The sequence below is a fragment of the Bradyrhizobium sp. IC3195 genome (genome assembly GCF_020193585.1).
Taxonomy (GTDB): domain Bacteria; phylum Pseudomonadota; class Alphaproteobacteria; order Rhizobiales; family Xanthobacteraceae; genus Bradyrhizobium; species Bradyrhizobium yuanmingense.
In genome coordinates this window covers 48,536-62,524 of record NZ_JADYVG010000004.1, presented here as the reverse complement: position 1 = coordinate 62,524, position 13,989 = coordinate 48,536, and the positions used below count along the sequence as shown (strand labels likewise).

The following is a 13,989-nucleotide window of genomic DNA, read 5'->3' as shown; positions in this document are numbered from 1 at the left end:
GAACGTCGGAATGCTTGGTTTGATGCAAGATTGGCCCCTGCTCTGCCACCGGATCATCGAACACGCCGCCAGGATTCATGGCAAGCAGGAGGTGGTCACACGCTCGGTCGAGGGACCGATCCATCGCACCAACTACGCCGAGATCCACAAGCGCGCGCTCAAGGTCTCGCAGATGCTGGAGCGCGACGGCATCAAGCTCGGCGATCGCGTCGCAACGATCGCCTGGAACACCTGGCGCCATCTGGAGGTCTGGTACGGCATCATGGGGATCGGCGCCATCTGCCATACCGTCAATCCGCGCCTTTTCCCCGAACAGATCGCCTGGATCATCAATCATGCGCAGGATCGCGTCGTGATGACCGATCTCACCTTCATTCCGATCCTGGAGAAGATCGCGGACAAGCTGCCCAGCGTGGAGCGCTACATCGTGCTCACCGACAAGGCTCACATGCCGGAGACCACGCTGAAGAACGCGGTCGCCTACGAGGACTGGATTGCGCAGGCCGACGGCAAATTCAAATGGAAGGACTTTGACGAGAACACGGCGGCGGCGATGTGCTACACCTCCGGCACGACCGGCGATCCCAAAGGTGTGCTGTATTCGCATCGCTCCAACGTGCTGCACGCGCTGATGGCCAACAACGTCGACGCGCTCGGCACCAGTGCGTCCGAGACAATGCTGCCGGTGGTTCCGCTGTTCCATGCCAACAGCTGGGGCATCGCCTTCTCCGCACCCTCGCAGGGCACCAAGCTGGTGATGCCGGGCGCCAAGCTCGACGGCGCCTCGGTCTACGAACTGCTCTCGACCGAGAAGGTGACGCACACCGCCGGCGTGCCGACGGTGTGGCTGATGCTGCTCCAGCACATGACCGCCAACAATCTCAAGCTGCCGGATCTGAAGATGGTGATCTGCGGCGGCTCGGCAATGCCGCGCTCGATGATCAAGGCCTTCCTCGACATGGGCTCGAACGTCCGCCACGCCTGGGGCATGACCGAGATGAGCCCGATCGGCACCGTCGCGGCGCTGAAGCCGCCGTTCCAGAATGCGACCGGCGATGCCAGGCTCGACGTGCTGCAGATGCAGGGTTATGCGCCGTTCGCCGTGCAGATGAAGATCACCGACGATGCCGGCAAGGAGCTGCCCTGGGACGGCAAGACCTTTGGCCGCCTCAAGGTCTCCGGGCCCGCCGTCGCCAAGGCCTATTACCGCGTCGATAGCAACATCCTCGACGAGGACGGCTTCTTCGACACCGGCGACGTCTCGACCATCGACGAGGACGGCTATATGCGGATCACCGACCGCTCCAAGGACGTGATCAAGTCCGGCGGCGAGTGGATCTCCTCGATCGACCTCGAAAACCTCGCGGTGGGCCACCCCGCCGTGGCGGAAGCCGCCGTGATCGGCGTGTTCCACCCGAAATGGGACGAGCGGCCGCTGCTGATCGTGCAGCTCAAGCAGGGCCAGCAGGCCACGCGCGAGGACATCCTCAAGTTCATGGAGGGCAAGATCGCCAAATGGTGGATGCCCGACGACGTCGCTTTCGTCGACGGCATTCCGCACACCGCCACCGGCAAGATCCTGAAGACGGCGCTGCGCGACCAGTTTAAGGATTACCGGTTCCCGAACGCGGCGGCGTGACGGGCTGGGTGCGCCCCTCCTTGGAGGGGCGTCAGCGTCCGACTTGTTGAAGCCTCCACGACGTCATGGCCGGGCTTGTCCCGGCCATCCACGCCTTGCCCCACGGTGCAGTGAACGTGGATGGCCGGGACAAGCCCGGGCATGACGGCTTGGGCGTAGCCGGAACCCTTGAATTTGCTCCCGCGCCGTGGTCTCAACGGCGCATCGTCGCGCCAAATCGGCCGGCATCGCCAACCCCGGCAGAGCTCACCCGATGGCCCGCAGGTTTTCCGCTCCCTACCAGTCGGAGCCCGTGTCCAGCCTCGCGAGCTGGGCGCGCAATCTGGCCGTGTTCGCGGTTCTGGCGGTGGTGGTGTCGATCATCGTCGTCCGTTTCGATTTCCTGGAGCCCAAGCCGGCGCTGGCGACGTTCATCGGCGGGCTCGCGATCGCCGGCCTCTCGATCCTGTTCGGGCTCGCCGGCTTTGCCGCAATCTGGCAGAACGGCTCGCGCGGCATGGCGCGCATCCTGCTCGCCTTCCTGATCGACGGGGCGATCCTCGCCTATCCCGCCTATCTGGCCTTTCAATATCGCAAGCTGCCGTCGATCTACGACATCACCACCAATCCGATTGATCCGCCGCGCTTCGATGCGCTGGCGCGCCTGCGCACCGGCGAGGGCACCAACACCGCGGTCTATGCCGGCCTCTATTCGGCGGAGCAGCAGCGCCATTTCTATCCCGAGATCGAGCCCGTCGAGCTCGAGATCTCGGCCGACCGCGCCTATGCGATCGCGCTTCAGCTCGTCCACAAGCGCAAATGGATCGTGATCGACGAGCGCGCACCGCAGCCGCCGCGCCGCATCGGCCGCATCGAGGCGGTGGCGCGCACGCCGATCATGGGTTTCCGCGAGGACGTTTCGATCAGGGTCGTGCCGGATGGCGATGATTCCCGCGTCGATATCCGCTCTGCGTCGCGCAATTTCGACAGCGATCTCGGCAGCAATGCCGCACGCGTCAAGGCGTTCATCGACGACCTCAACACCGCCGCCGATGCCGATGCACTCAAGCCGGTGAAGAAGACGCCGGTGACGCCGCCCAAGGCGCCGGCGAAGACGGTGAAGAAGTGACTTGGCGAATGGGGAGTAGCGAATAGCGAATGGAGCCGCCCATTCGCTATTCCCCATTCGCTATTCGCCCCCTAGGCCATCCGATAGGTCCCGCCGATCACGGGATCGCCATCCGTCGCCACCACGCCGCGGGCGACCAGATCTTCCAAATGCGCCAGCACGGAATAGCCGGCAGCTGTCGTCAGGCGCGGATCGATACCGATATAGATCGCGCGGACCATGGTCGGGATGTCGGTCTCGCCCTTGGCGAGGCGGTGCAGGATCGAGGCCTCGCGTGCCTTGCGGTGGCGGATCAGGAAGCGCACGAAGCGCTGGCCCTCGGGAATCTCGGGGCCATGGCCCGAGAAATAGAGATCCTCCTCGCGGGTGGCGAGCCGGTCGAGCGAATCCATGTAGTCGATCATCGAGCCGTCCGGCGGCGCCACGATCGAGGTCGACCAGCCCATCACGTGATCGCCGACGAAGTTGAACTTCCGCTCCGGCCAGGCGAATGCCAGATGGTTGGCCGTGTGGCCGGGCGTCGCGACGGCTTCGAGCCGCCAGCCGTCACCTTCCACGACGTCGCCGTGCGCGAGATTGACGTCCGGGGCAAAATCGCGGTCGGCGCCGGATTCCGGATTGTGCTTCTCGCTCTCGAATCGCGGCCGCGAGGCGCGATGCGGGCCTTCGGCATAGACCGGCGCAGCCGTCGCCAGCTTGATCCGCGCGGTGTTCGGCGAATGGTCGCGATGGGTGTGGGTGACGAAGATGTGCGTCACGGTCTCGCCGCGCACGGCATCGAGCAGCGCCGCCGCATGCGCCGCATCGTCTGGACCGGGATCGATGATCGCGACATTGCCCTTGCCGACGATGTAGCTGACCGTGCCCGTGAAGGTGAACGGGCTCGGATTGTTGCAGAGCACGCGCCGCACGCCGGGGCGGACCTCCTCGACGATGCCGGGCTTCAGCGGAAAGTTGCGGTTGAACGGGACGTCGTCGTTGTCGGACATGGGACTTCCTGTGCCACACTCTCTGCCGTCATACCCCGCGAAGGCGGGGTATCCAGTACGCCGCAGCGCCAGTGACAAAAGCGAAGTCTCTGGGATACTGGATCGCCCGCCTGCGCGGGCGATGACAGTTGAGCAAGCTAGCCGCGGCGGAAAACACAGTGACTAGAAAAACGCCTGAATGCCCGTGATCGCGCGGCCCAGGATCAGGGCGTGGACGTCGTGGGTGCCCTCGTAGGTGTTGACCGTCTCGAGGTTATGGACGTGGCGCATCACGTGATACTCGATCGAGATGCCGTTGCCGCCGTGCATGTCGCGGGCGGTGCGGGCGATGTCGAGGGCCTTGCCGCAATTGTTGCGCTTCATGATCGAGATCATCTCGGGCGCGAACTTGCCCTCGTCCATCAGGCGGCCGACGCGAAGCGAGCCCTGCAGGCCGAGCGCGATCTCGGTCTCCATGTCGGCGAGCTTCTTCTGCACCAGCTGGGTCGCGGCGAGCGGCTTGCCGAACTGCTTGCGGTCGAGCGTGTATTGACGGGCGCGGTGCATGCAGTCCTCGGCGGCGCCAAGCGCACCCCAGGAGATGCCGTAGCGGGCGCGGTTGAGGCAGCCGAACGGGCCCTTGAGGCCGGAGACGTTGGGCAGCAGGGCGTCCTCCGGGACCACGACGCCGTCCATCACGACCTCGCCGGTGATGGAGGCGCGCAGCGAGAGCTTGCCGCCGATCTTCGGCGCGGACAGGCCCTTCATGCCCTTCTCCAGCACGAAGCCGCGGATCTGGTTGTCGTGCGCGGCCGACTTGGCCCAGACCACGAAGACGTCGGCGATCGGCGCGTTCGAGATCCACATCTTGCTGCCGGTAAGGCGATAGCCGTCCGACACCTTCTCGGCGCGGGTCTTCATGCCGGCCGGATCGGAGCCGGCATCGGGCTCGGTCAGGCCGAAGCAGCCGACCCACTCGCCGCTGGCGAGCTTGGGCAGGTACTTCTTGCGCTGGTTCTCGTCGCCATAGGCGTAGATCGGGTACATCACCAGCGAGGACTGCACCGAGTTCATCGAGCGATAGCCGGAATCGACCCGCTCGATCTCGCGCGCGACGAGGCCATAGGCGACGTAGCTCGCATTGGCGCAGCCATATTCTTCCGGCAGCGTGATGCCGATCAGGCCGAGTTCGCCCATCTCGTTGAAGATCTCGCGGTCGGTCTTCTCCTCGAGATAGGCCTTGGAGACGCGCGGCAGCAGCTTGTCCTGCGCATAGGCGCGGGCGGTGTCGCGAACCATGCGCTCGTCTTCGGTGAGCTGCTCGTCGAGCAGGAACGGATCGTCCCACTGGAAAGAAGCCGCAGCCGGCTTGTCCTTGGCCTGAGGGCGCACGCTCATGAAACGTCCTTTCGCGTCTGGTTCCGTCGATAATTGCCCGACAAAGTAAAGCGCCGCGGCAACAAGTTCAATTGCATCCTGGCTTGGTCGTTCCGGGGTGGCGCTTTCAGCTCGACCGGGAGAAAGACAATGCGTGTCAGCTTTCGAGCTGCTCGTTGGCGACGATCTCGATGCCGAAGCCCGATAGGCCCTTGTAGTCGTGCACCGACGAGGTGAGATGCCGGATCGAAGTCACGCCGAGGTCGCGCAGGATCTGCGCGCCGACGCCGACCTCGCGCCACTGGCGGTTGCGGTCGGCCTCCGTCGACGTCTCGTCCGGCAGCGGCGAAACGGGCACGCCGGCCGCGCCGTCGCGTAGGTAGACCAGCACGCCGCGGCCGGTCTTCTTGAAATGCTCGAGCACGGCGGCCATGCGCTTGTGGCCGGTGAAGGTGTCCTTGACGATGTTCGGCTTGTGAAAGCGCGTCAGCACGTTCTTGCCGTCGCCGACCCCGTTATAGACGAAGGCGACGTGGGCGATGGAATCGAACGGCGAGCGGTAGGCGTAGCCCTGCAACGGACCGATCGGGCTGTCGGTGACGAAGGTCGAGACCCGCTCGATCAGCTTCTCGCGCGCCTGGCGGTAGGCGATCATGTCCGCGATGGTGACGTGCTTGAGCTTGTGTCTGACCGCGAATTGCGCGACCTGCTCGCCCTTCATCACGCTGCCGTCGTCGTTCATGAGCTCGCTGATGACGCCGACCGGCGGCAGGCCGGAAAGCTTGCAGAGGTCGACCGCGGCCTCGGTGTGGCCGGAGCGAAGCAGCACGCCGCCGTCCTTGGCGATCAGCGGGAAGATGTGGCCGGGCCGGGCGAAGTCGTTGGCGCCGACATTGGGATTGGCGAGCGCGCGGCAGCACGAGGCGCGCTCCTCGGCGGAGATGCCGGTGCCGCCGTCGGGCTTGTAGTCGATCGAGACCGTGAACGCGGTGGTGTGCGCGGAATCGTTGTGGGCGACCATCGGATCGAGCCGCAGCCGGCGCGCGTCCTCGGTCGTCACGGGCGCACAGACGATGCCGGAGGTATGGCGGATGATGAAGGCCATCTTCTCGGCGGTGCACAGCGAGGCGGCGACGATCAGATCGCCCTCGCCCTCGCGGTCCTCGTCGTCGGTGACGACCACGAGCTCACCCCGAGCAAAGGCCTGCAAGACTTCCTGAACGCTATCGGGCATTTCCCAATCTCTATCGGTTATGGCCGGGAGGCTTAGCCGGACTTGGGTCGGGGCGCTAGTCTCCCCAGCGCAACCACATATGTCCGAGGGCGGGCCTGCCGATGGGTTTCAGGCTTGCACCGGGCATACCAGCGATATAGGCGCAGATTGCCCGCAAGGAAGGCGGGCAAGGAAGGCGGCCCGACGCCATCAGGGCAGCACCTCGCGGCGCTCGCCGAGGCGCTGATCGAGCTCGGCGCGCTTGTCCGCGAGCAGGCCGGCCTGGGCGGCTTCGATCACGGTAAACAGCTCATGTGCATCGCTGAGCCGGGTCACGGTGACATAGCTGGCGCCGGCCTCGTAGAGCGCGCCGACGTCGGCCAACAGGTCGGCCGTGGCGACGATCAGGGCGGTCGGATTGAGCGCGCGGACGTGACGGACCAGCTTCTCGTTGGTGGCGCCCTTCAGCAGCGAATCCGGCACGCTGAGGATGATCATCTCGGACTTGCCGACGCCGGCATGGAGCAGCGTGTCGGCGCTGCTGATGTCGCCATAGATCACGTGCAGACCACGTGAAAGCAGGGTCTGGTACACATTGGGGTTGAAATCGACCACGGTGATCTGCTCCAGCAGCACCGGTGCCTGCCGTTCGATCTCGGCCAGCAGCGCACTCGCCGCACGGAAAAAGCCGAGGATGACGATGCGGCGGGCCTCGCCATGGCCGCCCCCGTGGCCCTCCTCGGCATGGCCGTTGCCATGGTCGAGATCGCGCAGGCCGATCCGCTTCAAGGGGCCGATCGCCCAACGGGTGATCTCGTCGCTGCGGGTCATCACGAAGGTCGAGAGCACCGCCAGCACCACGAAGGCGAACGAAGCCGCATTCGCCGTCTCGGCTGCGATGTGGCGGTCCGCGACGCCGGTCTGGATCACGACCAGCGAGAACTCGGAGATTTGCGCGAGGTTGAGCGCCGGCAACAGGCTGGCGCGCAGGCCCTGCTTCATCAGATAGAGCGGGATGAAGGTGGTGACGAGGCGGCTCACCACCGTGAACGCCGCGATCATCAAGGCGAGGCTGATGACCGAGAGGCCGGGCACGGGAATGGTCATGCCAAGCGCGACGAAGAACAGCGTGATGAAGAAGTCGCGCAGCGTGGTGACCTTGGCGGTGACATCGAGCGCATAGGGGAAGGTCGAGAGCGAGACGCCGGCGATCAGCGCACCCATCTCGCGCGACAGCGACAGTTGATAGGCGGTCTCGGCGACGAGAAAGCACCAGGCGAGCGCGCCGAGCAGGATCAGCTCGGGCCGCCGGGCGATCTGGTGGAACACGCGCGGCAGCACGTAGCGGCTGACCAGAAGCGCGGCCGTGACCAGCACCGCGACGCGGCCGATCGAGAGCAGGATGACGCTGACCTGCAGATTGGCGAGACTCGGCTGCACCGCCAGGAACAGGATGGCAAAGATGTCCTGGAGCACCAGCACGCCGAGCGTGATGCGGCCCGGCAGCGTATCGAGCTCGCGCTTCTCGTAGAGCACCTTGACGATGATGACCGTGCTCGACAGCGCGCAGGCGACGCAGAGATAGACCGCATCGAAATGCCCACCGCCGAGCGACAGGCCGATGCCGACGAAGAACAGAAGCCCGAGCAGACAGCCGCCCAGCAGCTGGCTGGCCGCCGCGAACAGGATCACCCGCCCGGCCCGAACGATCTTCTTCAGGTCGATCTCGAGCCCGATCATGAACAGCATGAAGATCAGGCCAAGCTCGGAGATGACGCTGATCGATTCCTGCGAATGGACCCAGCCGGCGCCGAATGGACCTATGCAGAAGCCGGCGATAAGGTAGGCCAGGATCAGCGGTTGCCGGGAGAAATGGGCGAGAAGCCCCAGCATCCAGGCGAACAGAATAGAGAGTGTGATATCGCGAATGAGCTCATGCATGCCAAATTGGTCCGTTTTGCCGCACCCTAGAGGTGGGTTGCGGTGCGGCAAGCGAGCAATTCGTCACATGCGGAATGGGCTCTTCGCAGCCATGCTGCTCGCTCCCCTCGCCTTTGCCGTGCCCGCCGCCGCGCAATCCAAGGTCAGTATCGAACAAAACTTTGCCGATTCGCTCACCACGCCGCTGAAGGAGGACCTCGCCGTATCCGGCGGTTTCTACGTGCCCGCCTATTCCAGCGTCGCGATGAGCCAGGGCAAGCTGCGTGTCGACTTCTCGGTGACGCTGAGCGTACACAACGCCTCCGAGACCCAGCCGCTGGTCATCAAACGCATCGCCTATTTCGACACCGCAGGCAAGCAGGTCGAGAGCTATCTGAAGACGCCGGTGGCGTTGAGGTCGCTCGCCACCGTCTCGATCTTCATTCCGACCGACGACGTGCGCGGCGGGACCGGCGCCAATTTTCTGGTCGACTGGGCCGCCACGGGCGAGATCGCAGAACCCGTGGTCGAAGCCTTAATGGTTGGCGGCATCGCCAACACGCATTACGCTTTCATCAGTCAGGGCCGTCCGACCAGGACGGCCGGCAAGAAGTAAGGCGGCCGGTGCAAAGCCGAGCTCAACAAGAACAAAACGAGGAACGCTCCCATGACGTCCAGCTTCGATTTCGCGCCCCTGTTTCCAGCAGGGCTGCCGGCCCCGTCTGCGCGCTGGACGGGCCTTGCCAAATACAGCTTCGTCGGCGGCAACAACGATTCCGAACAGGTGCCGCTCGACGAGCTGATCGAAGCGGCCGACACGGTGCTGCGGCGCGAGGGCCGCTCGCTCGCCACCTACGGTCTGGCGCATGGTCCGCAGGGCTACCTGCCGTTGCGCGAATTCCTGGTGACGAAACTCAAGCGCGACGCCGGCATCAGCTGCACGGTCGACGACCTCCTGATCGTCTCCGGCTCGCTGCAGGCGCTCGACCTCGTCAACGCCACCCTACTGACGCGCGGCGACACCGTGATTTTCGAGCAGGAGAGCTATCAGGGCTCCCTGACACGGCTGGCGCGGCTCGGCGTCAACGTCGTCGGCATTCCCCTCGACCAGGACGGCATGCGCATGGATCTGCTGGCCTCCGCGCTGGCCGACCTGAAGCGCCGCGGCATCCGGCCGAAATACATCTACACGATCCCGACGGTGCAGAATCCGACCGGCAGTATCATGCCCGAGAGCCGCCGCACCGAGCTGGTGCGGCTCGCGACCGAATATGGCGTGCCGATCTTCGAGGACGATTGCTATGCCGACCTCATCTGGTCGGGGCAGCGGCCGCCCGCGATCTACGCGATGAGCGAGAGCGGCGGCGTGATCCATATCGGCTCGTTCTCCAAGTCGATCGCGCCGGCGCTGCGCGTCGGCTTCGTCGTGGCGCCCTGGGAGGTGATGTCGCGGATGCTGTCGCTGAAGACGGATGCTGGCTCCGGTGCGCTGGAGCAGATGGTGCTCGCCACCTATTGCAAGCCGCATTTTTCAACTCACGTGCCGGCCCTGACCAAGGCGCTGCGCACCAAGCTCGACACGCTCATGGAAGCGCTCAACGAGCAGTTCGGGACCGCCGCTGAGTTCGAGGAGCCCAAGGGCGGTATCTTCCTTTGGGTGAAGCTGCCCGACCAGGTCGATACGCTGAAGCTGTATCAGGCCGCGCTCGCCGCCGGCGTCTCGATCAATCCGGGGCCGGAATGGTCGACCAGCAAGGGCCATTCCGCCTCGCGGCTGCGGCTGTGCTTTGCCAGCCCCACGCACCAGCAGATCCGCGATGGCGTCGCCGTGCTAGCCGAAGTCTGCCGCAAGGAGTTTGGCGTGCCCGCCCGCAGCGCCAATGTGGAGAAGCGAGCCTGAGGCCCAGTCCGGACGTCTCCTCACGCCGCCTGTGGCTGACTGCCGTGAATCGCGGAAGCCAGCCGCAGCAACAGGACGATGGAGACGTTGCCTTTGCCGGCCTCGATCTGGGCGATGTAGCGCTCGGAAATCCCCGAGCGCCGGGCGAGCTCCCGGCGCGACAGATCGCAGCGCATGCGTGAGGACCGCAACCGATCGCCCAGCTCGCTCAGAAACGCGGCCTCGGAATAAGGCGGTACGGCACAGCTCCCCGGCAGTACTTCGCCCGCAAAATCCATGACTTGATTCAGCATTGCTCTATCCACGTTCGCCTTCGGGAAACGCCATCTTATCTTCGAACCGCCCCGCCTCATTGACGCGGATCAAATTCGCGGGCGATCGGCAGCCGCCGTGGCAGGGCCGCGCGCGGGATGCTAAACTTTGGAATTGTTCGAGGCGGGGTTTTTCAGGACATGATGCGTTGTTCGGGCCGCTGGATCGCGGCTGCGGTGCTGTGGGTCGCGTTCACCCCCACGGCTGGTGCCGAGACGCTGGCCGTGACCGTGGAGCAATGGGGCCTGCTCGGCTCCTGGGCGGTCGATTGCTCGGGTAGGCCCGACCGCGAGCAGGGCGCGCGCTTGACTTACGAAATCCGGAAAGACGGCCGGGTGATGTACCGGCGCGATTTCGGCGAGGCCAGGGACGAGAACGAGGTGGTGTCCGCCACGGTCAATGCCGAGGGCCTGCTCAATGTCATGGTGTACTTCCCCTCGCTGCATCAGGCCCGCGAGTTCGGGTTGCTGTTGCAGAAGGACGGCAGCCTGCGCGCGATCTACAATCGCAGCGAGCGCGGCGAGTACACGATCAGGAACGGCAAATACGTCGCCAGCGGTGCGCCGACGCCCGCGCAGCAGCGCTGCGACTAGCACGCCTTCGTCTGAACATCCGTTCAGAATTCTCTTCCCGCTCCTCCGGAACGTTCGCGCAAATCTGCGGTTTAGATGTGCATTCGTTTGGAGGAGGACATCATGAAGAAGCTTGGTTATGTGGTTGCGGCTCTCGGTGCGCTCGTGATCGCGGCGCCAACGCTCGCAAGTGCGGAGACGGTGGTGATCAAGCGCAGCGGCGGCTATCATCATCATCACCACGGTCCGTACGGCGCCCGCGCCGAATTCCGCGGACATCGTCATCATGGCTGGCATCGCCACCATCGCGGCGACAAGGTCGTGGTGATCAAGCGCAGCCATCGCCATCACCACTGGGACTAATGCGCAACGCGACAAGGAAATGGCCCCTCACGGGGCCATTTCTATTGCCCGATCACTGCAGCTAATCCCAAGCCGGCGCGAAGCCTGGATTGACGCAGCGTCTGTCCTTCGCCAGCGCGGCGATCTTCTCGCGGTCGGCATCGTCGAGCGTGATCTTCAGCGCGTCGAGATTGGCCTGCTGGCTCTCGCGCCGCGAGGCCTTGGGGATCGCGGCGACGCCGTCCTGGTCGAGCAGCCATTTCAACGCGACCTGCGCGGCGGTGGCATCGTGCCGGGCGCCGATGTCGGCCAGCACCGGATCGGCCACGAAACGCCCTTGCGCCAGCGGACAATAGGCAACCAGCGGGATCGACCTCGGCTGGAGATAGGCAAGCACCTTCGATTGATCGAGCATGGCGTGATATTCGACCTGGTTGCAGGCGATTGGCGCCTTGATCTCCTCGACCGCGACCTCGAGCAGCGCGGTGGTGAAATTGGCAACGCCGATGGCGCGCGTGCGCCCCTCCTCCTTCAGCGTCATCAGCGTTTCGAACACCGCCCCCCAGTTCGCGGCCTTCGACGGCCAATGCACGAGATAGAGGTCGACATGGTCGAGCCGGAGCTTCCTAAGGCTGGCGTCGAAAGCGCGGCGGATCGCATCGGAGCTGAGGTTCTCGTGCCAGACTTTCGTGGTGACGTGCAACTCGCCACGCGACACGCCGGACGCGGCGATGGCCGCGCCGATCGCCTCCTCGTTGGCGTACATCTCGGCGGTATCGATGTGGCGATAGCCGATCGAAAGCGCGCTCTCGACCGCGGCACGGCAGGCATCGCCCTGCATGCGGAAGGTGCCGAGGCCGAGCTTGGGCATGCTGATGCCCTGGGTTTTCAGATGATCCATGCAACAGGCTCCTGAGCAATTCAGCCCACCGGATCGCGCGGCGATGCCGCGTGAGCAGACTTTTCGGTGATGGAAAAGAAGTGGCGGGACCCCTCACCCTAGCGCGGGAGGAGCAAAGCGGCCAATCAAGATCGGGTTAGCAACCTCACCAATGCTGCGCCACCAGCGACGGATGCACCTGCGGCTGCGGCACGATGTCGACCGACCAGAGGTCGCGATTGTCGACGTCCTTCAGGGTCACCGTCATCACGCCGCTGTGGCCATCGATGTCGACCCGCCCGAAGAACTGCAAGCCGAAGCAGGGCGCGAGATTCTCGCCTTGCGCAGCGCTGCAGCCATGCTGGTACATCGCGACCGGGCCGAAGGTGTCGTCGAGCTCGCCCGGTCCCCAGCTGCCGGCATGCAGCGGGCCGGAGACGAACTCCCAGAACGGCTCGAAATCCTTAAATTGCGCCTTGTTCGGATCGTAGTAGTGCGCGGCGGTGTAATGCATGTCGGCGGTGAGCCAGACGATGTTGCGGATACCGGCGCGCGTGATGAATGCGAGCAGATCGGCGATCTCGTGCTCACGCCGGTCGGGCGGCCCATCGCCGAGCGCAACGGCATCCAGGCTGATCAGGCCGATCGGCAAGTCGGCCGCGATCACCTTCCAGGTCGCGCGCGAAGCGGCGAGCTCGCGCTTGAGCCAGGCGAGCTGCTCGGCGCCCAGGATCCAGCCGCGGTGATCATCGCCCTTGTTCCAGCTCTCGTCGCGGTAGCTGCGCATGTCGATCATGAAGACGTCGAGCAGCGGGCCGTAGGCGATCTTGCGATAGACGCGGCCGTGCCGCGCGCCGATGTCGCGGATCGGCACGAAATCGAAGAAGGCCCGGCGGGCGCGCGCGACCAGGCGTGGGGTGCCGTCGTCCTCGTGTCCGGTCTCGTCATAGGTCCCGATCGGCGACCAGTCGTTGGTCACCTCGTGATCGTCCCACTGCGCGAACATCGGCACCTGCGCATGGAAGGCGCGGAAGTGCTCGTCGAGATGGTTGTATTTGTAGTTGCCGCGGAACTGCGCCAGGGTGTGCGCCACCTCCGATTTCTCTTCGGTGACGATGTTGCGCCAGGTCTCGCCGTTCGGCAGCTTCTGCTCGGAAGGGATCGTGCAGTCCGCGTAGATGTGATCGCCACAGTGGATGAAGAAATCCGGATTGTTGTCGAGCATGGTGCGATAGCTGCGATAGCCGCCGCGGGAGACGTCGATGCCCCAGCCCTGCCCCGCAGTATCCCCGGACCACAGGAACGAGATCGACTGGCGCGCTGCCGGCGCGGTGCGGAAATGGCCGACGCGGCTTTCGCCGACGAGTCCGGTGGCGATGTCGTCGAAGCGGACGCGGTAGAAGATGTCTTGCCCAGGCGGCAGATCCGCCAGCAGGAGTTTTGCAGTGAGATCGGTGTCGGGCAACGCATCGCCGGAAGCCGAGGCGATGATGGTCTTGAAGCTCTCGACCGTCGAGCATTCCACCTGCATCCGCGCCGGCCGGTCCGCACGCGCCCAGATCACCGCGGAGCCGCCGGAGACGTCGCCGGACTGGATGCCGCCTGTGATCTGCGGTCGATCGGCGGCGCGGCTCACATGAGGCTTCGCGAGCGAGGCGATGGCGAGACCGGAGGCGGAGCGGACCAGGAACTGCCGCCGGGTCCAGGCGCGCGAGGCGCGGAGCGTTGCCATTCAGGAGACCTTCGTCGAATCGCGAC

The 13,989-nt window shown here is 65.0% G+C and carries 13 protein-coding genes; 6 read left to right on the top strand and 7 right to left on the bottom strand.

From position 1 onward, the window contains the following. The first annotated feature begins 10 nt into the window (after positions 1–10). Entirely contained in the window at positions 11–1,639 is a 1,629-nt protein-coding gene (locus I6F09_RS10635) for a fatty-acid--CoA ligase (RefSeq protein ID WP_036004029.1), read from the top strand. A gap of 253 nt (positions 1,640–1,892) precedes the next feature. After that, on the top strand, positions 1,893–2,747 hold the full coding sequence (locus I6F09_RS10630) for a DUF1499 domain-containing protein (protein ID WP_057026863.1): 855 nt from the start codon (positions 1,893–1,895) through the stop codon (positions 2,745–2,747). A 71-nt stretch (positions 2,748–2,818) separates the two neighbouring features. Here I6F09_RS10630 and I6F09_RS10625 read toward each other — a convergent pair whose 3' ends face one another. The 4 genes from I6F09_RS10625 to I6F09_RS10610 all read right to left on the bottom strand — a co-directional run bounded on the left by I6F09_RS10625 (position 2,819) and on the right by I6F09_RS10610 (position 8,246). Continuing rightward, positions 2,819–3,736: an MBL fold metallo-hydrolase gene (locus I6F09_RS10625; protein WP_225188014.1), complete on the bottom strand. Its 918-nt coding sequence runs from the start codon at positions 3,734–3,736 to the stop codon at positions 2,819–2,821. A 162-nt stretch (positions 3,737–3,898) separates the two neighbouring features. After that, entirely contained in the window at positions 3,899–5,113 is a 1,215-nt protein-coding gene (locus I6F09_RS10620) for an acyl-CoA dehydrogenase (RefSeq protein WP_036004014.1), read from the bottom strand. Between the two features lie 136 nt (positions 5,114–5,249). Continuing rightward, positions 5,250–6,326: a 3,4-dihydroxy-2-butanone-4-phosphate synthase gene (ribB, locus tag I6F09_RS10615; protein ID WP_036004011.1), complete on the bottom strand. Its 1,077-nt coding sequence runs from the start codon at positions 6,324–6,326 to the stop codon at positions 5,250–5,252. Positions 6,327–6,515: 189 nt separating this feature from the next. Beyond that, positions 6,516–8,246: a cation:proton antiporter gene (locus I6F09_RS10610; RefSeq protein ID WP_225188013.1), complete on the bottom strand. Its 1,731-nt coding sequence runs from the start codon at positions 8,244–8,246 to the stop codon at positions 6,516–6,518. 67 nt (positions 8,247–8,313) lie between these two features. Here I6F09_RS10610 and I6F09_RS10605 point away from each other — a divergent pair, with 67 nt between their 5' ends. Both I6F09_RS10605 and I6F09_RS10600 read left to right on the top strand, forming a co-directional pair. Continuing rightward, the gene (locus I6F09_RS10605; RefSeq protein WP_225188012.1) at positions 8,314–8,841 is read left to right on the top strand and encodes a DUF3124 domain-containing protein; all 528 of its coding nucleotides are present in this window, start codon (positions 8,314–8,316) and stop codon (positions 8,839–8,841) included. A gap of 51 nt (positions 8,842–8,892) precedes the next feature. Beyond that, positions 8,893–10,125 (top strand): PLP-dependent aminotransferase family protein, encoded by a 1,233-nt coding sequence (locus I6F09_RS10600; RefSeq protein WP_109144630.1) that lies wholly within the window; start codon positions 8,893–8,895, stop codon positions 10,123–10,125. A gap of 20 nt (positions 10,126–10,145) precedes the next feature. Here the strand turns inward: I6F09_RS10600 and I6F09_RS10595 are convergent, their stop codons facing one another. Then, positions 10,146–10,418 (bottom strand): helix-turn-helix domain-containing protein, encoded by a 273-nt coding sequence (locus tag I6F09_RS10595; protein ID WP_036031024.1) that lies wholly within the window; start codon positions 10,416–10,418, stop codon positions 10,146–10,148. 159 nt (positions 10,419–10,577) lie between these two features. Here I6F09_RS10595 and I6F09_RS10590 point away from each other — a divergent pair, with 159 nt between their 5' ends. Continuing rightward, positions 10,578–11,030 carry a hypothetical protein gene (locus tag I6F09_RS10590; RefSeq protein ID WP_225188011.1) on the top strand — a complete coding sequence of 151 codons (453 nt, stop codon included), beginning with the start codon at positions 10,578–10,580 and terminating at the stop codon, positions 11,028–11,030. 102 nt (positions 11,031–11,132) lie between these two features. Then, positions 11,133–11,372: a hypothetical protein gene (locus tag I6F09_RS10585; protein WP_036004024.1), complete on the top strand. Its 240-nt coding sequence runs from the start codon at positions 11,133–11,135 to the stop codon at positions 11,370–11,372. 61 nt (positions 11,373–11,433) lie between these two features. Here I6F09_RS10585 and I6F09_RS10580 read toward each other — a convergent pair whose 3' ends face one another. Further along, complete coding sequence (locus I6F09_RS10580; protein WP_225188010.1) at positions 11,434–12,252, bottom strand: aldo/keto reductase; 819 nt, start codon at positions 12,250–12,252, stop codon at positions 11,434–11,436. Between the two features lie 145 nt (positions 12,253–12,397). Further along, entirely contained in the window at positions 12,398–13,963 is a 1,566-nt protein-coding gene (locus tag I6F09_RS10575) for an alkaline phosphatase D family protein (RefSeq protein ID WP_225188009.1), read from the bottom strand. Between the last annotated feature and the right edge of the window lie 26 nt (positions 13,964–13,989).

Excerpts from the sequence above, each read along its gene's own strand:
- I6F09_RS10635 (WP_036004029.1), top strand. The coding sequence starts at position 11 with ATGCTTGGTTTGATGCAAGATTGGCCCCTGCTCTGCCACCGGATCATC.
- I6F09_RS10630 (WP_057026863.1), top strand. The coding sequence starts at position 1,893 with ATGGCCCGCAGGTTTTCCGCTCCCTACCAGTCGGAGCCCGTGTCCAGC.
- I6F09_RS10625 (WP_225188014.1), bottom strand. The coding sequence starts at position 3,736 with ATGTCCGACAACGACGACGTCCCGTTCAACCGCAACTTTCCGCTGAAG.
- I6F09_RS10620 (WP_036004014.1), bottom strand. The coding sequence starts at position 5,113 with ATGAGCGTGCGCCCTCAGGCCAAGGACAAGCCGGCTGCGGCTTCTTTC.
- ribB (WP_036004011.1), bottom strand. The coding sequence starts at position 6,326 with ATGCCCGATAGCGTTCAGGAAGTCTTGCAGGCCTTTGCTCGGGGTGAG.
- I6F09_RS10610 (WP_225188013.1), bottom strand. The coding sequence starts at position 8,246 with ATGCATGAGCTCATTCGCGATATCACACTCTCTATTCTGTTCGCCTGG.
- I6F09_RS10605 (WP_225188012.1), top strand. The coding sequence starts at position 8,314 with ATGCGGAATGGGCTCTTCGCAGCCATGCTGCTCGCTCCCCTCGCCTTT.
- I6F09_RS10600 (WP_109144630.1), top strand. The coding sequence starts at position 8,893 with ATGACGTCCAGCTTCGATTTCGCGCCCCTGTTTCCAGCAGGGCTGCCG.
- I6F09_RS10595 (WP_036031024.1), bottom strand. The coding sequence starts at position 10,418 with ATGCTGAATCAAGTCATGGATTTTGCGGGCGAAGTACTGCCGGGGAGC.
- I6F09_RS10590 (WP_225188011.1), top strand. The coding sequence starts at position 10,578 with ATGATGCGTTGTTCGGGCCGCTGGATCGCGGCTGCGGTGCTGTGGGTC.
- I6F09_RS10585 (WP_036004024.1), top strand. The coding sequence starts at position 11,133 with ATGAAGAAGCTTGGTTATGTGGTTGCGGCTCTCGGTGCGCTCGTGATC.
- I6F09_RS10580 (WP_225188010.1), bottom strand. The coding sequence starts at position 12,252 with ATGGATCATCTGAAAACCCAGGGCATCAGCATGCCCAAGCTCGGCCTC.
- I6F09_RS10575 (WP_225188009.1), bottom strand. The coding sequence starts at position 13,963 with ATGGCAACGCTCCGCGCCTCGCGCGCCTGGACCCGGCGGCAGTTCCTG.